The organism is Kribbella sp. NPDC055110, assembly GCF_053607525.1.
The window spans coordinates 36,269-54,531 of sequence record NZ_JBSGTS010000005.1 but is presented as its reverse complement, the minus strand read 5'-3'; the positions used below and the strand labels follow the sequence as shown (position 1 = coordinate 54,531).

Sequence of the window (18,263 nt, the reverse complement as noted above, 5' to 3'; positions counted from 1 at the left end):
CAGGATGACCTCATGGCGAAGCAGAAGAAGGGCGAGAAGGCGGCGGGCGGAGGACTGCGGGAGCAGCTGCGGGTGCCGGCCGGCGAGGTGGACCTGACGAAGTACGACACGCGTGCGACGGCGGGGTTCAGCGGGACCAAGGACGACGGCAAGGTCGCGCTGGAGAATCTCGGGGCCGAGGTCTCGGACTGGCAGGAGCGGCTGTTCGCCGAAGGCCGGACCGGCGGCGAGCGCAGCATTCTGCTGGTACTGCAGGGGATGGACACCTCCGGCAAGGGAGGGGTGATCCGGCACGGTGCGGGGCTGATGGACCCGCAGGGCCTGAAGATCACGTCGTTCAAGGCGCCGACGCCGGCCGAGAAACGCCGCGGGTTCCTGTGGCGGATCCGGCAGGCGGTGCCGGGGCACGGGATGATCGGGGTCTTCGACCGGTCGCACTACGAGGACGTGCTGATCGCGCGGGTCCGCGAGCTGGTCACGCCGAACGTGTGGACCCGGCGGTACGACCAGATCAACGAGTTCGAGGCCGAGCTGACCGCGAGCGGCGTGACGATCGTGAAGTGCTACCTGCACATCTCCGCCGACGAGCAGCGGGTCCGGCTCGAGGAGCGTCTCGACGACCCGACCAAGCACTGGAAGTACAACCCGGGCGACGTCGACGAGCGGCAGCTGTGGCCGGACTACATGGACGCGTACCACGCCGCGATCGAGCGCTGCAACACGCCTGACGCGCCCTGGTACGTCATCCCGAGCGACCGCAAGTGGTACCGGAACTGGGCCGTCACCACGATCCTCCAGGAGACCCTCAAGGACCTGAACCCGCAGTGGCCCGCGGCCGACTTCGACGTCGAGAAGGAAAAGCAGCGCCTCGCCGCGACCTGAGCGGGATCGTGCTCGCGGCCGCGCTGCGGACCTGTGCCACTCACCAACCCTCGGCAGACACGCACGACCCCAGGCTGAGCACGCTCAGCCCGGGGTCGTGTGCTGGGGTTGGTGAGTGGTGGAGGTCCGCCCTCAGGCCGTACGCACCAGCTCGGGGCGGGCGATGACCGGACGCGGGGCCGGCTCCAGGGTGAGGAGGTCGAGGCCGGCTACGCCGTAGCGGAGGAGGACGAGGCGGGCTATCTCCGCGCTCACGCCGAGGGGGGCCGAGACGGCGACTGCGCCGGCGCGGCGGGACGTGGTTTCGGCTCGGTCGGGGAGTACGCCGGGCGCGAGGAACAGGGAGCCGACCGCCACGTGGCGGCGGCCCTCCAGGCGCCATTGGAGTACTGCCTCGGCCGGTGACGGCGACGCGGCGCAGACGAACGCGGCGGTCACGGGGAGCCGGTGACGCTGGCCCCACAGCCGCGCGAGGCGGGTGACGCTCGCGTTCGCGTGCGAGTCGCTTGAACCGGCTGCCGCGAGCACCAGCGCGTCCAGCTCACGCACCCGGCCGCCCTTGAGCTCGGCGCGCATCCGGCGGTCGAGTACGTCGAGCAGCGTGTCGTCGTACCCGAGCACGTCGGACGCGATGATGCGCAGGTTCGGGAACCGGCTCCGCGCCTCGTCGAGGACGGCCGGTACGTCGACCCGCGCGTGGTACGCGGCAGACAGCAGCAGCGGCAGGACGACGACCTCTTCGACGCCTTCCGCGGCGAGCTTGCCGATGACCTGGAACGGCTTGGGCGGGCAGTGGTCGAGGAAGGAGGCTTCGATCCGCAGGTCGTCACGCATGTCACGCAGGCACTTGACAAGGGCGTGGACGGTGGCGGCCGAGCGCGGATCGCGGCTGCCGTGGGCGAGGACTACGAGAGCTGGCGCAGTCATAGCAGTTCCCCTTCTTCGTCGTCGATCATGCCGGCTGCGAGCGTCCACCCGTCGTGGGCGTCGATCAGCAGGAACGATCCGGTGATGGCGTTGCTGGAGTACGGGTCGGCGGCGAGCGGTGCGGCGATCTTGAGTTGCACCTTGCCGATGTCGTTCAGGTCGAGCTCGGCGGCGTCGATGACGCCGAGCGTGTCGAGGTCCAGCGCGCCGGTGATCTTGGTGACGATCGCCTGCGCGGTGGTGGTGGTGTGCTTGATCAGCACCCGGGCCCCGACGGTCAGTGGCCGGTCGGACAACCAGCTGATGGTGGCGGCCAGTTCCCGGCGGGTGCCGGGGGAGGCCTCGGCGGCGACGATCACCGAGCCGCGGGCGACGTCGATGTCGTCGGCGAGCCGGACCGTGACGGCTTCGCCGGCGATCGCGGACGGCCGTTCGACCACCGCCGTCGACGTCGCGGTGACGACCGGCCGGTCGATACCGGCGATCGACGTACGGCGTCCCGCGGGCAGCACGATCACCTGGTCGCCGACCGTGACGGTGCCGGAGGCAACGGTCCCGGTATAGCCGCGGTAGTCGCGGTACTCGTCGGTCTGCGGGCGGATCACGTACTGCACCGGGAAGCGCAGCGGCTGGTTCGAGGTGTCCGTGCGTCCGTTCGCGTTCTCCAGGACCTCGAGCAGCGTCGGCCCGTCGTACCAGGCGGTGTCGGGGGAGTGTTCGACGACGTTGTCGCCGACGAGCGCGGACACCGGGATCGCCTTCAGGTCGGCGATCCCGAGCTGGTCGGCGACCTCGCCGACGTCCTTGGCGATCTTGGTGAACACGGCCTCGTCGTAGTCGACCAGGTCGATCTTGTTCACCGCGAGTACGACGTGCGGCACCCGGAGCAGACCGGCCACGGCCAGATGCCGCCGGGTCTGCTCGAGTACGCCGTGGCGCGCGTCGACCAGGATGATCACGACGTCAGCGGTGGACGCGCCGGTGACCGTGTTCCGCGTGTACTGCACGTGCCCTGGGCAGTCGGCCAGGATGAACGAGCGCTTGTCCGTGGCGAAGTACCGGTAGGCGACGTCGATCGTGATGCCCTGCTCGCGTTCGGCGCGCAGGCCGTCGGTGAGCAGTGCGAAGTCGAAGTCGCCGCCACGCGCCTCGGAGACCGTTTTCACGTGCGCGATCTGGTCGGCGAGGATCGCCTTGCAGTCGTGCAGCAGCCGCCCGACCAGCGTCGACTTGCCGTCGTCCACCGATCCGGCCGTTGCCAGACGCAACAGGGATCTCATCAGAAGTACCCCTCTCGCTTACGGTCTTCCATCGCTGCCTCGCTGGCCCGGTCGTCGGCGCGGGTGGCGCCCCGCTCGGTGATCTCGCTGGCCGCGACCTCGATGACGACGTCGGCGGCCGATGTCGCCACGCTGGCCACGGCGCCGGTGCAGGACATGTCGCCGACGGTCCGGTACCGGACCACGCGCTTGGCGACGGTTTCGTCCGAGCGCGGCTGCGAGTAGGGGCCGACGGCAAGCAACATGCCGTCGCGTTCGAACACGTCCCGCTCGTGGGCGTAGTAGATCGAGGGAAGCGGGATCTGCTCGCGCTCGATGTAGTTCCAGATGTCCAGCTCGGTCCAGTTGGACAGCGGGAACACCCGCACGTGCTCGCCCGGCCGGTGCCGCCCGTTGTACAGCGACCACAGCTCGGGGCGCTGGTTGCGCGGGTCCCACTGACCGAACTCGTCCCGCAGGCTGAAGATCCGCTCCTTCGCCCGCGCCCGCTCCTCGTCGCGCCGCCCGCCGCCGAACACGGCGTCGAACCGGTGCGCGTTGATTGCATCGAGCAACGGAACCGTCTGCAACTGGTTCCGGGTCCCGTCGGTGCGCTCGCGCAGCCGGCCGTCGGCGATGTACTCCTCGACCTTCGCCACCTCGAGCCGCAGCCCGAGCTGCTCGACGACCGCGTCGCGATAGGCCAGTACTTCGGGGAAGTTGTGGCCGGTGTCGACGTGCAGCAACGTGAACGGCACCCCGGCCGGCGAGAACGCCTTCCGTGCCAGGTGCAGCATCACGATCGAGTCCTTGCCGCCCGAGAACAGGATCACCGGACGCTCGAACTCGGCCGCCACCTCGCGGAAGACGAAGATCGACTCACTCTCCAGAGCGTCGAGCTCCGTCACGGTGCTGATGACTGGCGCGGTCATGTGTGCAACCCGCATTCGACCTTGCCGGTGCCCGCCCAGCGGCCGCTGCGCGGGTCCTCACCGGGCGCGACCTGCTGCGTGCACGGCTCGCACCCGATCGACGGGTAGCCGTCGTACTGCAGCAGGTTCACGAGTACGCCGTTGTCCTGGATGTAGCTGTCCAGGTCTTCCTGTGTCCACGGCGCGATCGGGTTGAGCTTCACCATGTCGCGCTTCTCGTCGTACTCGACGACCGGCGTGTTGGCGCGGGTCGGCGCCTCCTCGCGGCGGATGCCGGTGACCCAGGCCTTGTAGCCGGACAGGTACCGGTTCAGGGGCTCGACCTTGCGGAGCGCGCAGCACTTGTTCGGGTCGCGGTCGTGGAGTTTCTCGCCGTACTCCGCGTCCTGCTCGGCGACCGTCTGCTTCGGTACGGCGTTGATCAGGTGGATCGGCAGCGTCGCCGCGACCGCGTCCCGGGTCCCGATCGTCTCAGCGAAGTGGTAGCCGGTGTCGAGGAACAGTACGTCGACCCCGGGTGCCGCGGCGGCCGCGAGATGGGGGAGTGCGCCGTCGGCCATCGAGGCGGTGACCACCAGCTCGTCGCCGAAGGTCTCCCGCGCCCACGCCAGTACCTCGATCGCCGAGGCGTCGGCGAGACGTTCGTTCGCCTCCTCGGCGATCGTCTTCAGATCCGTGCTCATTCCACCGTCACCCGCAGTCCGATCATCTTCAGCTGGAACACCCGTGCACACGCCCGGCACTCCCACGCGCCATGGCCCTCTTCGGAAGGACGAAGGTCCTCGTCCCCGCAGTAGGGGCAATAAAGAGGTGCAGCTCGCTCGCTCACTGAAGTGCCTCCTGGTCCGCTCGGGTGACCCACTGGGCGAAGCGCTCGCCCTCGTTGCGCTCCTTCAGGTAGTTCTGGGTGACACGCTCCACGTAGTCGGTGAGCCCGTCGGCGGTGACCTTGTGCCCGCGGAGCTTCCGGCCGAAGCCGGCGTCCAGCCCGAGGCCGCCGCCGAGGTGCACCTGGTAGCCCGGCACCTGGTTGCCGTCGGCATCCAGTACCAGCTGGCCCTTCAGTCCGATGTCCGCGACCTGGATCCGGGCGCACGAGTTCGGGCAGCCGTTGACGTTCACCGTGATCGGTACGTCGAGGTCGGGGATCCGCTCCTCGAGCTCGTCGATCAGCTGCGCCGCCCTCGCCTTGGTCTCGACGATCGCCAGCTTGCAGAACTCGATGCCGGTGCAGGCCATGGTGTTGCGCCGCCAGGCCGACGGCCGTGCCTGGAACCCGATCGCCGCGAGCTCCGTGATCAGCGACTCGACCTGCGACTCCTCGACGTCCAGCACCAGCAGCTTCTGCTGGGCGGTGGTCCGGATCCGGTCCGAGCCGTGGGCCGCGACGATGTCGGCGAGATTCGCCAGCTTCTCGCCCGAGACCCGGCCGACGACCGGCGCGACGCCGACGAAGTACTTGCCGTCCTTCTGCTGGTGGACGCCGATGTGGTCACCCTGGACCGCGGGGATCTCCGGCGCCGGGCCGTCGATCAGCTTCCGCTTGAGGTACTTCTCCTCCAGGACCTCGCGGAACTTCTCGACGCCCCAGTCGGCGACCAGGAACTTGATCCGGGCCCGGGTCCGCAGCCGGCGGTAGCCGTAGTCGCGGAAGATGCTGCAGATGCCCCACCAGGCCTCGTGCACCTCGTCGAGCGGTACCCAGGCGCCGAGTCGCTGCGCCAGCATCGGGTTCGTCGACAGCCCGCCGCCGACCCAGACGTCGAAACCTGGCCCGTGTTCGGGGTGCACCACGCCGACGAAGGCGATGTCGTTCACCTCGGGTACGACGTCGTGCGACGGGTGACCGGTCATCGCGGTCTTGAACTTCCGCGGCAGGTTCGAGAACTCCTGGGTGCCGATGTACTTCTCGACGATGTCGTCGATGGCCGGTGTCGGGTCGATGATCTCGTCGGCCGCGATCCCCGCGACCGGGCTCGAGATCACCACCCGCGGGACGTCACCGCAAGCCTCGGTCGTGTACAGACCGACCGCTTCCAGCTTCTGCCAGATCGCGGGCACGTCCTCGACCTGGATCCAGTGCAGCTGGATGTTCTGCCGGTCGGTGATGTCCGCGGTGTCGCGCGCGTACGTCGAGGAGACCTCGGCGATCACGCGCAGCTGCTCGGTGCTGAGCTGGCCGCCCTCGATCCGGATCCGCAGCATGAAGTAGCGGTCGTCCAGCTCCTCCGGCTCCAGCGTCGCGGTCTTGCCACCGTCGATCCCCGGCTTGCGCTGGGTGTACAGACCCCACCAGCGGAAGCGGCCGCGCAGGTCGGCCGGGTCGATCGAGTCGAAACCGCGGTGTGCGTAGACGTTCTCGATCCGCGCCCGGACGTTCAGGCCGTCGTCGTTCTTCTTGTTCTCTTCGTTCTTGTTCAACGGCTCGCGGTATCCGAGCGCCCACTGGCCTTCGCCCTTGCCCTTACGGGGGCGGGCCGGTTTGCGGGCGGGGGAAGTGACGCCGGCAGTCATCTGAGGCGTGTCCTTGTCCTCGTGACAGGTGCTCACGAGCGCGGCAGGATCGAAGCGTCGTCGGTTCGATGCGTTCCGCGCGGTGCGCACCCAGCGGTGATCGGGGGTGATCAGGGGGCCGTCGTTGGCCCGGGCAGGGTGGCTGTCAGAACATCGAAGGACAACAGATGGCGCTGCGCATCCGCCCGAGGTCGACATGGAGCCGACCTACGAGGTGGGTGGTGAAGGCAGCGAGCATGTCCACAAGCGTCAGCTCGAACCGCTGACAAATCAACTCCCATTCCTACATCCTGAGATCCGATCTCACGATGTGGCTATCTCCACCAGTCTGGTGGAGATTGATTCGGGCGTCGAACGCGTCGTACAAGATCTCTTGTGCAAGAGTTCTTGTGGAAGCTACGGTGCTGTCATGACGCCTCCGAACCGCCGGACGGTGACGCCGTCCGTGCTCGCCGCCATGCACCACCCGCTGCGCCGCCGGCTGCTCGACCTGATCCACGTCGACGGTCCCGCGACCGCGTCCCGGCTGGCCGAGGCCACCGGAGAACTTGTCGGCAATGTCAGCCATCACCTGAAGGTTCTCGCGTCCGCGGGCGTGATCGTCGAAGCTCCGGAGCTGGCCAAGAACCGCCGCGAGCGGTGGTGGAAGCTCGGCGACACCTCGGAGTACTCATGGTCGATCGCGGACGCCGAGGGGGACCCGGCGGCGGAGCTGGTCGCGGCCACCGCCGAGGACGCGAATCTGGCCCATCACGTGGGCAAAGTGCGGCAGTGGTTCGACATGCGGTACGAGTTCGAGGAGCCCTGGGTGCGGGCGGCGTACGCGACCGAGAGATGGCTCACATTGACGCCCGACCAGCTCACCGAACTGAGCGAGCGGATCGAGGACCTGGTCCGGTCGTACTACGACAACCCCGGCGAGGGGGACGACGCGCACCGGGTCTTCTTCTTCGCCCACGCCGTCCCTGCCCGCCCGTGAGCACCGAGGTCTTCCCGCCGCTCCGGAGAGACCGTCGGGTGCACGGATGGATCGCGTCGGCCGCGGTGTCGCAGGCCGGCGACATGGCCTGGTACGTCGGACTCGCCTGGAGTGCTGCCCAGGTCACAGGCCCGGCCGGCGCAGGTCTGGTGATGGGCATCGGAGCGCTGCCGAAGGCGCTCATCCTGCTGTACGGCGGTGCGCTGGCGGACCGTTTCGACGGGCGCCGGACGATGATCCTCGCCAATCTCGCGCGGATCGTCGTACTCGTGGTCGCGGCGACGGCCGTGGCGATCTGGGGCCTTTCGCTAGCACTGCTAGCGGCGGTCGCGGTCGTGTTCGGCGCGGTCGACGCGCTCTACACGCCGGCCTCCGGAACGTTGCCGCGGCGAATGGTCCGCTCGGAAGATCTGGTGAAGCTGTCCGCCGGGACTCAGTTGGCGCAGCGGCTCGCGGTCTTCGCGGGCGCCCCGCTCGGCGGCTTACTGGTTGCACACGGCGGCCTGATCACGGTGATGCTCGTCGACGCGGCGTCGTTCGTGGTGATCGCGGTGGCGCTGGCGTTCCTGGTGAAGCCGCGGCTCCCGCAGCCGGTCTCCACGGGTCACTCGATCCGCGCGGACCTGCGCGACGGATTCGCCTACCTCAAGCGGGACACCCGCGCGCGGACGCTGGTGATCGCGTTCTCCGGGCTGAACCTGTGCGTCGGCCCGATCCTCGCCGTCGGCCTGGTGCAACGCACCCACGCCGCCGGGTGGGGCTCGGCCTGGTACGGCTGGTTCGAGGCATGCTCCGGAGTCGCGGCCGCGGTGGGGGCACTGGTCGCGATGCGGTGGAAGCCGGCCGACCTGGCGCGCTCCGGTCTGCTGGCGCTCGTGGTGCAGGCGGCGGGCTGCGCGATGATCGGGCTGATGCCGAAGCTCGGTGTCTTCGTCGCGATGGCGATGATCGGCTGTACGGCGGGGATCGCGTCGGCGCAGCTGTCCGCGGCGTTCCAGCAAAGCGTGGACCCGGCGTACCTGGGGCGCAGCTTCAGCATCGTGAACCTGTCCGACGAGGCGATGATGCCGCTCGCGATGACCGGCTTCGGCGCACTGATCAGCCTGTCGAGCATCCCGATCGCCTGCGTGCTGGTCGCTGTCGTGTTCGCGGCGCTGGTGCTGTGGGCGGCGGTCCGGGTCGATCGCTGAGGTGATCATCGCTGATGCAGCTCGACTGGGACTGGGGACTGCTACCCACCTGAACTGACCAGCCAGCGTCCCCAGTCACCCCGGTCGCCTCAGCTGGGACTGGGCAGTGCGGTCCCCGCTGACCCCGTTGCCCCGGGCATTGGGCGTGGGTGCTGCTGGATTGGGCTCGGGCGGTGGTGCTGCGGGATTTTGTGCAAGGTCGACAGTACGTATACGTCCACTGACCGGCGATCCAGCCTGCCGCCCGGCGTGCGGTGCCAGGTAGTAGATCTATACGTACTGTCGACCTGCAGCTTTCGGCGGACTGCGTCTGCACAGTGAGCATGGTGAGCACGGTCGCCCGGTTGCCGAGGGGACAGACACCTTCTGGGGGCTGCGGACAGGCAATACCAGGTTCCGGCCCACCAGAAGCTGTTTCACGGGCCGCAGTTCACCCACACATCGGACAGGAGAGCCGCAATTCGTAGTACACCGTGATCGAGCCGCCCGGCGTACGCAGGCGGGCGGTTGTCGGCAGTGGACGTATACGTATTGTCGAGCTGCCGGAGCAGGTGACCGCTGACGTAAACTCGCGCGGGTGTCCGGCTGGGAGAACGTCCGCGAACTCGTTGTCGGCTCGGTCGAATTGCCGGTCACGCCGGAGCGGCAGAAGATCGGGTGGGGCCGGAGGGCGATCCAGGTTCCACCAGGCGGCAAGTCCGACCAGGTGCTCGCGGCCTGCGCGTACGTCGGTCCGGAACACTCGCTGCACCTCGATGCCAATCTGACGCAACCGCTCTGCGCGGTCATCCCGTCGGGGGAGAGCTCCTGGGAGCGCGTCCTGGAGTGGCGGGTCGGCGACGACGTCGTCATGTTGTCCGAGGCAACCAAGTCGATCAAGATCAAAGCCCCGTGGCTCGACCGCCGCCTCGCCTTCACCCACATCACCAAATGACCACCCCAGCCAACCGCCCCGACCGGGGCGATCGCGCGGACCGGGGTGATCGCGCGGACCGGGGTGATCGCGCGGACCGGGGTGATCGCGCGGACCGGGGTGATCGCGCCGAGCGGGCCGGCTGGGCTGGCGGGCTCGACGGCCTTGGTGGGGCGGGACGGTTGACGGCTCGGGCGGTTGCCGCGCGGGTGCGGGCCGGGGTTTTGTCTGCGCGGGAGAGCGTCGAGAGTGCTCTCCGGGCGGCTCGGGAGCTCGATCCGGTGCTGCATTTTCTGGAGGAGCTCGACGCCGACGGGGCGCTTCGTGCTGCCGAGCGGCTGGAGCCGACGGGGCCGTTGGCCGCCGTACCGTTCCTGATCAAGTCGCGTACGCCGCCGGAGTCGCCGATCCTGACCCGCCTGATCGCCGCCGGGGCCATCCCGATCGGCTGGGCGACGCGAGCGCGGCCGGGTGCGGTGTCACTGACCTTCGGGTGGAACGGGCGCGAGTACACGCGGAATCCGTGGGACCTGGAGCGGTCGCCCGGCGGCTCGACCGCGGGCGGTGCGGCGGCTGTGGCGGCCGGCGTCGTACCGCTGGCAACCGGCGGTGACAGCGGCGGCTCGTTGCGGATCCCGGCGTCGTTCTGCGGGATTGTCGGCTTCAAGGGCACGTACGGCCGCATCCCGCGCCCCGGCGGACGCGCCCTCGGCGGTCTGACCACGGCCGGCGTCATCGGCGCAGACCTCGACGACGTAATCCTCGCCACCAGCCTCGCGAGCGGCCCCCACCGCCTCGACCCCACATCCCTCCCACACTGGCCAGTACCACCCGAGCCCGTCCCGCTGATGCCCGTCGCGCTCGAGCCGAGGCAGCTCGAGCGTGGGCGCACCGCACAGGCCTCGTCGGCGCGATCTGCACCGGCGTTCGGGCGGCGGTGGCGGGTTGCGTACTTCTCGACGTTGGGGCGGTGGGGTGCGGACCCGGGCGTTGACCGGGTGGTGCGGGAGCGGCTGGCCGAGTGCGGTGTCGACGTGGTCGACGTACCGCTCGAGCTAGAGCCGACGGACGAGGCTTGGTCGGTGTTGTCCGGGCTGGACAACGGGCGGGGCGCCGAGGCGGCGGCAGCCGGCCGTGCGCGGGAGGTTCGGGACTTCAACAACACAGCGCTGGCCGATCTGTTCGCCGAGGTCGATGCGTTGGTGACCCCGACGACGCTGACTGTTGCCCATGGCTACGACCAGCACGAGGAGAGCATCGTCACCGGCGATCCGTGCTGGGTGTTCAACGTGACTGGGCATCCCGCGGTGAGTGTTCCGGCTGGACTGCTGGACGGGCTACCGGTGGGTGCGCAGATTGTTGCGCCGCACGGGGCGGACGAGGTTGCCCTGGCGGTGGCTCGCCAAGTCCTGGCCGACCTTCCCCCGCCGCCTGTCCGTTGGCCGTAGAGGCTCCTCGATTGACAGCGGGCGGTAGCGCCTTCGCGACGGTGTTTGCGATGTCAATGGCGGCGGCGCGTTGGCGGTCCGGCGTGGTTTCGCCGCGGGCGGTGGGGGAGCGCAGGTCCTCGGGTTTGGTGAAGTCGGAGATCGCGGCGACAACTGGTGGGGTGTAGACGTCCTGGCGTGGAGCCGACTGTGGTTGCACCGGGGAGGACACAGGCGGCCGGACGGCTTCCTTGAGCTCCGTGCGGAAGAACTTGACCAGCTCCTTCGCGCGCAGGATCCGGCTCCGACGGAGTACGTGAACCTCACCCGCCAGCGACGCCTTCTCCCGCCAACTGATATCGAACATGATCCGCCCCAGCCGGAAGCCCGGATTCGTCTCACCACCGGGGTAACCCCGCGCACCGCCGTCGGTGAAGAACTCGCTGTAGAACGCCCCCTCGTCCTCGGACTTCAGCACGTTCCACGCCCGGAACTGGTCCGTCGGCAGCTCGCCCCGTACCCACGCCTCGTCCATCAGCGCGTGCGACATCGCGTTCAGCGGCCGATGGCCGACGTACCGGTACTGCGGTCGCTCACCCCGCCGGCGTCGTTCGTACTCGGTGATGATCTGCGGCCACTCGTCCGCGGAGATGGCCCGCGCCAACCGGGCCGCGAACGAGGTCCGGCCGCGCAACTCGGCCCGCGAGGTGACCGGATGGTCGGTCCGCCCGGTCATCGTCTCGAGCTTGTCCATCACGAACGTGCCGCCGTGCGGCCCGATCCGGTTCCACCGGGTGACCTTCAGCGAGGGCCGATTCCGTCCGCCCGTAACGGCGTTCAGGGCACGGAGAGCGCCGATCCCCAAGCGGTAGAGCGGGACGCGCCGGCGCATGATGCGCGTCTCCCACTGAGTTCGGTAGTCGCTGTCCAACCACGCCGTACCGACGAGCTGCTTGGCTTCGCGGCGGTTCATCCCGGGTGGTCCGCGCGCCAGTTCTTGATCATTTGTTCCATGTCGGTGTGGATGAAGGCGAAGAAGTCCGCGGCCTCGGTCAGCCGGCGCGCTACTGGGGAGTCGGCGTCGAAGAGAGCGGCGCCGGAGCGGCTGGTCGACTCCCATTCGCTGAGGGCCAGGTTGCGGCGTTCGAGGATCGCGGCGAAGACGTCCTCGCGGATCCGGTAGTGGTCCTTGCGTGAGCCGGGCAGCCGCTCGCGGGAGATGAACGAGACCTGGAGCAGTTGGCGTACGGCGCCGGAGACCGCCGGCTGACTGATCTGCAGCGACTCGGCGAGCTCGGCCGCCGTCATCGTCCCGGTCGGGCTGACCAGCATCGCGCCCATCACCCGAGCGGACATCGTCGGTACGCCGCTGTTCGCCAGCACCCCGGCGAATCGCTCGACGAACTGGCTGATGGCCTCCCGGCTAGGTTCCGCACCCATGGTTGAAGCTTACAATAATTGGATCTATCACAGACTTCTGATAGAAGGCCGGTTCTTCGGAGCTGCCGGCCAGACAGCACAGCGCCCGCTCCTGGAAATCGAGGAGCGGGCGCTGAAGGTCTGTCAGTTGAGCACGAGGCCCGGGTACAGCGGGAACTTGTCTAGCATCTCGGCCGATGCGGCCTTGGTCTTGTCGGCGACACCGTCGGCCAGCAGGTACTTCGCCTTCGACGGAGCACCGGCCGCGGTGTTGGTCGGCGTGGTCGCTGACAGCACGTCGACGATCAGCTCCGCGACCCGGTCGAACTCGTCGCCGCCGAAGCCGCGCGTGGTGAGCGCCGGCGTACCGATCCGGACACCGGAGGTGTACCAGGCGCCGTTCGGGTCCCGCGGTACGGCGTTCCGGTTGGTGACGATGCCCGCGTCGAGCAGCGCCGACTCGGCCTGCCGGCCGGTGATGCCGTACGACGAGACGTCCAGCAGCACCAGGTGGTTCTCGGTGCCGTCCGTCACGAGTTTCACGCCACGCTTCATCAGCCCTTCGGCCAGCGTGACCGCGTTGTCGGCGACGGCCTGCGCGTAGACCTGGAACGAGGGCTGCCGCGCCTCGGCCAGCGCGACCGCCTTCGCGGCCATCGTCTGGCTGAGCGGACCGCCCAGGACCATCGGGCAACCGCGGTCGACGGATTCGGCGTACTCCGGCTGGCAGAGCACCATGCCGCCGCGCGGGCCGCGCAGCGACTTGTGGGTGGTGGTCGTGGTGACGTGCGCGTGCGGCACCGGGTCGAAGTCGCCGGTGAAGACCTTGCCCGCGACCAGGCCGGCGAAGTGCGCCATGTCGACCATCAGGGTGGCGCCGACCTCGTCGGCGATCTCGCGCATCTTGGCGAAGTTCACCTTGCGCGGGTACGCCGAGTAGCCGGCGATCAGGATCAGCGGCTTGAACTCGCGAGCCTTCCGCGCGACCTCGTCGTAGTCGAGCAGCCCGGTCGTCGGGTCGGTGCCGTAGGAGTGCTGGTTGAACATCTTGCCGGAGATGTTCGGCCGGAAACCGTGCGTCAGGTGACCGCCGGCGTCCAGCGACATGCCGAGCATCTTCTGGTCGCCGAGCGCCTTGCGGAGCTTGTCCCAGTCCTCGTCGGTCAGGTCGTTGACGTGCTTCGCGCCCGCCTCGGCCAGCGCCGGGGACTCGATCCGCTGCGCCAGGATCGCCCAGAACGCGACCAGGTTCGCGTCGATGCCCGAGTGCGGCTGGACGTAGGCATGCGGGGCGCTGAACAGTTCACGGGCGTGGTCGGCGGCGGTCTGCTCGACGGTGTCGACGTTCTGGCAGCCGGCGTAGAAACGGTGCCCGATGGTGCCCTCGGCGTACTTGTCCGACAGCCAGTTTCCCATCGTGAGCAGGGTGGCGGGGGAGGCGTAGTTCTCGCTCGCGATCAGCTTCAGCGAGGACCGCTGGTCGGCGAGTTCGGCCCTGATCGCGCCGGCGATGGTGGGTTCCACCGCGGCGATCACCTGCAGCGCGTTGTTGTACGCGGCCGACGCGGCGGCGGCGTCGAAGGTCTGAGTCATCGTTGTCTCTCCTGCGGTTTGCAGTGGGTCGAAGGCACCCAGGCGCACGGTGCCGACGGGTTTCGCTCCCCGGTGGTTCTCCACCTTCAGCGCGCCAGTCGCGACGGCGTCAGCCTATCGTGCGTTCGACGATCCGATCGAACGGCGTCGTCCGCGGAAGTGTGCCGAACACGCCGCCCCAGTCGTTCGCCAGCCGGGACGCCACGAACGCGTCGGCGACCTCGGGTGTCGAGTGCCGGATCAGCAGCGATGCTTGCAGGCACAAGGCCATCTGCGCGGCCAGCCTTCGCGCGCCGGCTTCCGCGTTCTCGATGTCAGCAAGCGCTTGCAGTACGTCGTTGACCGCCGCGTCGAGCCGCGCATCGGCACCCTGGACCGTGCCGATCTCGAGGAGCCATGCCTCGAGCGACTCCGGGCGGCGGAGCGCACGCAGTACGTCGAGCGCGTTGACGTTGCCCGATCCTTCCCAGATCGAGTTCAGCGGCGACTCCCGGTAGAGCAGCGGCAGCCCGGACTCCTCGACGTACCCGTTGCCGCCGAGGCACTCCAGCGCCTCCGCCACCATGAACGGCGTCCGCTTGCACACCCAGAACTTCGCGAGCGGCAGCCCGATCCGCCGGAAGGCTGCTTCCTTCGGGTCCGAGGAATCCACCGCGGCCGCCAGCCGCATCGCGAGCGCCGTCGCCGCCTCGCTCTCGAGTGCGAGGTCCGACAGCACGTTCTGCATCGCGGGCTTGTCGGCGAGCAGGCCGCCGAACGCCGAGCGGTGCTGCGCGTGCCAGGTCGCCTCGACGAGGGCGCGCCGCTGGAGGGCCGCCGAGCCGAGTACGCAGTCCAGCCGGGTCGCCGCGACCATCTCGATGATCGTCCGTACGCCGGCGCCCTCGTCCCCGAGGCGGTACCCGATCGTGCCGTGGAACTCGACCTCGCTGGACGCGTTGGAGCGGTTGCCGAGCTTGTCCTTCAACCGTTGCAGCGCGAACGGGTTCCGGTTGCCGTCGGCAAGAACCCGCGGTACGACGAAGCAGCTCAGCCCGTCCGGCGCCTGCGCGAGGACCAGGAACACGTCCACCTGCGGCGCCGAGCAGAACCACTTGTGCCCGTTCAGCTGGTACACGTCACCCACGGGCGTCGCCGTCGTGAGGTTCGCCCGTACGTCGGAACCGCCCTGCTTCTCGGTCATCCCCATCCCGGCGAGGACCCCGAACTTCTCGGCGACCGGCAGCCGGCGTACGTCGTACTGCGTGGACGCGAGCTGTGGGACCCACTCCTTCGCGAGCTGCTCGTTCGCCCTGAGCGCGGGCACCGACGCGTACGTCATCGAGATCGGGCAGCCGTGCCCCGGCTCGACCTGGGACCACAGGAAGAACCCGGCCGCACGGGTCAGGTGCGGCGAGGGGCGCTCGCTCGTCCACGGCGCCGCCTGCAGCCCGAACCCGACGGCCTGCTCCATCAGCCAGTGCCACGACGGATGGAACTCGACCTCGTCGATCCGGTTCCCGTAGCGGTCGTGAGTGCGCAGTACGGGCGGGTTCTGGTTCGCCGGGAGCGTGTGCGCGCGGGCCTCCTCGGAGCCCGCCAGCTCCCCGATCCGGTGCAGACCGGGATCGGCTGTGAGGTCGGCGTACGGACGCAGAGCGTCACCGAGCGCCGGGTCCTGGGTGAAGAAGTTCACGCCCCGCAGTGGGGGAGCCTGATTCGTTACCGCGAATGGGTCCGCCATGTCAGTACGGTAAGCGGTATGGCACGTTCTGGGGCAGGACCCACTGGTGGGAGCTCCCTCTCATTGGCATGGGTCCGCAAAGTCCCCGCGACCACCTGGAAGCTGCTCACCCAGACGATCGGGGTCTGTCTGCGCTACCGGGTCACCGGACTCGCGGCCGAGGGGGCGTTCTTCGCGATCCTCTCGCTGCCGCCGCTGATCTTCGGGCTGGCCGGCTCGCTCGGTTACATCGCGAGCAAATGGTTCGAGGTCGAGACTATCAACGACATCAAGCAGCAGATCGTCGACCTGGCCGCCCGGGCGCTGACCGACGACTCCATCAAGAACGTCATCGCCCCGACCCTGGACCAGGTGCTGAACGGCGGCCGCCCGGACGTCATCTCGATCGGTTTCGTGCTGGCGCTGTGGTCCGGCAGCCGCGCGCTGAACGTGTTTGTCGACACCATCACGATCATGTACGGGATGGGCGGCAAGCGCGGCATCGTCCGGACCCGCGCGCTGTCGTTCTCGCTGTACTGCGCGGCGCTGGTGATCGGCGTGATCGTCCTGCCGCTGGTGCTGGCCGGACCGGACGCGGTGGACGCGCTCCTGCCGCACCGGCTGGACTTCCTGAACCAGCTGTACTGGCCCGTGGTCACGATCCTGTCCGCGGGCTTCTTGAACACCCTGTACCACCTCTCGGTCCCGATCCGTACGCCGTGGGTCTCGGACCTCCCCGGCTCGTTCCTGGCGCTGTCGATCTGGATCCTGGGCAGCTTCGTGCTCCGGTGGATCCTGCAGAGCACGGTCGGCGGTACGTCGATCTACGGCCCGCTGGCCGCGCCGATCGCCGTACTCATGTGGCTCTACATGACCGCCATCGCCGTACTGATCGGCGCGGCACTGAACGCGGTCGTGGACCGGCTGTGGCCGCACAAGCAGCACATCGCGGAGGTGAAGCAGGCCGAGGTCGATGCGGGGCCTGACGACGAGGACGAGGTCGAGGTCGAGCCGGTGATGAAGGCGGAGCCGGATCCGCACCACGAGGAGGGGTACGTGCCGACGCCGGTGGAGTCGGAGGAGCGGCCGGAGGCGGCCGTCGGGCGGAAGGTCGAGCAGCTCGCCAAGCGGCCCCGTAAGGCTGCTCCCACGGCTGCGGCTCGACCTGAGCCTGAGCCTGAAGCTCAAGTTGAGCCTGAGGTTCCGCAGAAGGCCGCGTCGGTCGGAAAATCCGGTGCGCAGGGTGACGCCGACGACCTAGGCTGACGGCATCGCGACACACGGTTCCGGCTCGGGACCGCTGGGATTCGGAAGGGAGGCACCCGCCATGAGCTTGCAACAGGCCCGATGGGCCGTTGTCTCCCGCACTGTCCGTCCGCTGAGCTGATCTCGCGGCCGGACCCTCTGAAAGGTTCGCCGCATGTCAGCCACGCTTCAGGCCCTGGGACTCGACAGTTCCACGGCCGAGTTTCTGCAGTCCGTCCCGGAGGACCTCGTCCCGGGACGTGTCGCCCGGGTCGACAAGGGCCTGGCGACGGTTTTCACCGCGGACGGTCCGGTCCGGGCCAGCTGGTCCGGGGCACTGCTCGCCGAAATGGCCGCCGACGCACAGGCCGGCCCGTGTACGGGGGACTGGGTCGTCCTGCGGTTCTGGCCGGACGACCGGATCACGCTCGAGTCCGTGCTCCCTCGCCGTACGACGATCGTCCGGGCGGAGGTCGGCGGCTCGTCGCGCGGGCAGGTGCTCGCGTCCAACGTCGACGTGATCGCGATCGTCGTCGGGCTGGTCCCGGAGCCGAACATCGTGCGCATCGAGCGATTCCTGGCGTTGGCCTGGGAGAGCGGTGCGCGACCCGTCGTCGTACTGACGAAGTCCGACCTCGTCGGGGACGCCGAGTCGGTGGCCGAGGACGTGGCGGTGGCCGCGCCGGGAGCCGACGTACTGGTGTGCAGCGCGACCACGGGCGCCGGCATGGACGACGTACGGGCGCTGCTGGACGGGAACGCGACGCTAGCGTTGCTAGGTTCGAGTGGCGCGGGCAAGTCGTCGCTGGTGAATGCGCTGGCGGGTGTTGAGCTGCTCGACGTACAGGACATCCGTGAGGACGGGAAAGGCCGGCATACCTCGGTACGGCGCGAGCTGATCGCGCTACCTCAGGGTGGAGTCGTCATCGACACGCCTGGGCTGCGGGGGATCGGTCTGCAGGAGAGCGGGGAGGGCCTGGCCGCCGCGTTCCCGGACATCACGCAGCTGGCGGAGCAGTGCAAGTTCAAGGACTGCTCGCATGTGATGGAGCCGGGGTGTGCGGTCCAGGCGGCGTTGGAGAACGGGTCATTGCCGTACCGGCGCTACGACAGCTGGGTGAAGCTGCGGCGCGAGGCGGCGTACATGGCCCGTCGCGCTGACGTCCGGCTGCGGAACGAGGCGAAGAAGGAGTGGGTCCGCGCCGCGAAGTCCTACCGCAGGGAGTGGAAGCCCCGACCGTAGCCCCTCCTGTCTGCTGTGGGGTTCTGCAGTGAAAGGAT

General features: G+C 68.9%; 15 protein-coding genes and 1 riboswitch. Of the genes, 7 read left to right on the top strand and 8 right to left on the bottom strand.

Annotated features, from left to right (window positions below; translation table 11 throughout):
- Positions 1-12: 12 nt before the first annotated feature.
- A complete protein-coding gene (locus ACWF0M_RS10065; RefSeq protein ID WP_452235267.1) occupies positions 13-882 on the top strand; it encodes a polyphosphate kinase 2 family protein in 870 nt (289 codons plus the stop codon).
- Between the two features lie 132 nt (positions 883-1,014).
- Here the strand turns inward: ACWF0M_RS10065 and ACWF0M_RS10060 are convergent, their stop codons facing one another.
- From ACWF0M_RS10060 to ACWF0M_RS10040, 5 genes are all read right to left on the bottom strand, one after another.
- On the bottom strand, positions 1,015-1,809 hold the full coding sequence (locus ACWF0M_RS10060; RefSeq protein ID WP_452235266.1) for a sirohydrochlorin chelatase: 795 nt from the start codon (positions 1,807-1,809) through the stop codon (positions 1,015-1,017).
- The gene (locus ACWF0M_RS10055) at positions 1,806-3,089 is read right to left on the bottom strand and encodes a sulfate adenylyltransferase subunit 1 (protein WP_452235265.1); all 1,284 of its coding nucleotides are present in this window, start codon (positions 3,087-3,089) and stop codon (positions 1,806-1,808) included. The genes ACWF0M_RS10060 and ACWF0M_RS10055 overlap by 4 nt, the downstream gene beginning before the upstream one ends.
- On the bottom strand, positions 3,089-4,000 hold the full coding sequence (gene cysD / locus ACWF0M_RS10050) for a sulfate adenylyltransferase subunit CysD (RefSeq protein WP_452235264.1): 912 nt from the start codon (positions 3,998-4,000) through the stop codon (positions 3,089-3,091). Before cysD ends, ACWF0M_RS10055 begins: the two co-directional genes overlap by 1 nt.
- Complete coding sequence (locus ACWF0M_RS10045) at positions 3,997-4,683, bottom strand: phosphoadenylyl-sulfate reductase (RefSeq protein ID WP_452235263.1); 687 nt, start codon at positions 4,681-4,683, stop codon at positions 3,997-3,999. Before ACWF0M_RS10045 ends, cysD begins: the two co-directional genes overlap by 4 nt.
- A gap of 142 nt (positions 4,684-4,825) precedes the next feature.
- Positions 4,826-6,514 carry a nitrite/sulfite reductase gene (locus ACWF0M_RS10040; RefSeq protein WP_452235262.1) on the bottom strand — a complete coding sequence of 563 codons (1,689 nt, stop codon included), beginning with the start codon at positions 6,512-6,514 and terminating at the stop codon, positions 4,826-4,828.
- A 409-nt stretch (positions 6,515-6,923) separates the two neighbouring features.
- Between ACWF0M_RS10040 and ACWF0M_RS10035 the strand changes: the two genes are divergently transcribed.
- From ACWF0M_RS10035 to ACWF0M_RS10020, 4 genes are all read left to right on the top strand, one after another.
- Entirely contained in the window at positions 6,924-7,493 is a 570-nt protein-coding gene (locus tag ACWF0M_RS10035) for an ArsR/SmtB family transcription factor (RefSeq protein ID WP_452235261.1), read from the top strand.
- Positions 7,490-8,683: an MFS transporter gene (locus ACWF0M_RS10030; protein ID WP_452235260.1), complete on the top strand. Its 1,194-nt coding sequence runs from the start codon at positions 7,490-7,492 to the stop codon at positions 8,681-8,683. Before ACWF0M_RS10035 ends, ACWF0M_RS10030 begins: the two co-directional genes overlap by 4 nt.
- Positions 8,684-9,260: 577 nt before the next feature.
- Positions 9,261-9,617 carry a hypothetical protein gene (locus ACWF0M_RS10025; protein WP_452235259.1) on the top strand — a complete coding sequence of 119 codons (357 nt, stop codon included), beginning with the start codon at positions 9,261-9,263 and terminating at the stop codon, positions 9,615-9,617.
- Positions 9,614-11,044 (top strand): amidase family protein, encoded by a 1,431-nt coding sequence (locus ACWF0M_RS10020; RefSeq protein ID WP_452235258.1) that lies wholly within the window; start codon positions 9,614-9,616, stop codon positions 11,042-11,044. Before ACWF0M_RS10025 ends, ACWF0M_RS10020 begins: the two co-directional genes overlap by 4 nt.
- 948 nt (positions 11,045-11,992) lie before the next feature.
- Here the strand turns inward: ACWF0M_RS10020 and ACWF0M_RS10015 are convergent.
- The 3 genes from ACWF0M_RS10015 to ACWF0M_RS10005 form a co-directional block, all read right to left on the bottom strand.
- On the bottom strand, positions 11,993-12,463 hold the full coding sequence (locus ACWF0M_RS10015; protein WP_452235257.1) for a GbsR/MarR family transcriptional regulator: 471 nt from the start codon (positions 12,461-12,463) through the stop codon (positions 11,993-11,995).
- Positions 12,464-12,586: 123 nt separating this feature from the next.
- Positions 12,587-14,035: a glycine hydroxymethyltransferase gene (locus ACWF0M_RS10010; protein WP_452235256.1), complete on the bottom strand. Its 1,449-nt coding sequence runs from the start codon at positions 14,033-14,035 to the stop codon at positions 12,587-12,589.
- 29 nt (positions 14,036-14,064) lie between these two features.
- Positions 14,065-14,147, bottom strand: a riboswitch (ZMP/ZTP riboswitch).
- The gene (locus tag ACWF0M_RS10005; RefSeq protein ID WP_452235255.1) at positions 14,145-15,758 is read right to left on the bottom strand and encodes an acyl-CoA dehydrogenase family protein; all 1,614 of its coding nucleotides are present in this window, start codon (positions 15,756-15,758) and stop codon (positions 14,145-14,147) included. (Overlaps the previous riboswitch by 3 nt.)
- An 18-nt stretch (positions 15,759-15,776) precedes the next feature.
- On the opposite strand from ACWF0M_RS10005, the gene ACWF0M_RS10000 reads away from it, so the two are divergent.
- Both ACWF0M_RS10000 and rsgA read left to right on the top strand, forming a co-directional pair.
- A complete protein-coding gene (locus ACWF0M_RS10000; protein ID WP_452235254.1) occupies positions 15,777-17,003 on the top strand; it encodes a YhjD/YihY/BrkB family envelope integrity protein in 1,227 nt (408 codons plus the stop codon).
- A gap of 154 nt (positions 17,004-17,157) precedes the next feature.
- Entirely contained in the window at positions 17,158-18,225 is a 1,068-nt protein-coding gene (gene rsgA, locus ACWF0M_RS09995; RefSeq protein WP_452235253.1) for a ribosome small subunit-dependent GTPase A, read from the top strand.
- The last annotated feature ends 38 nt before the right edge of the window (positions 18,226-18,263 follow it).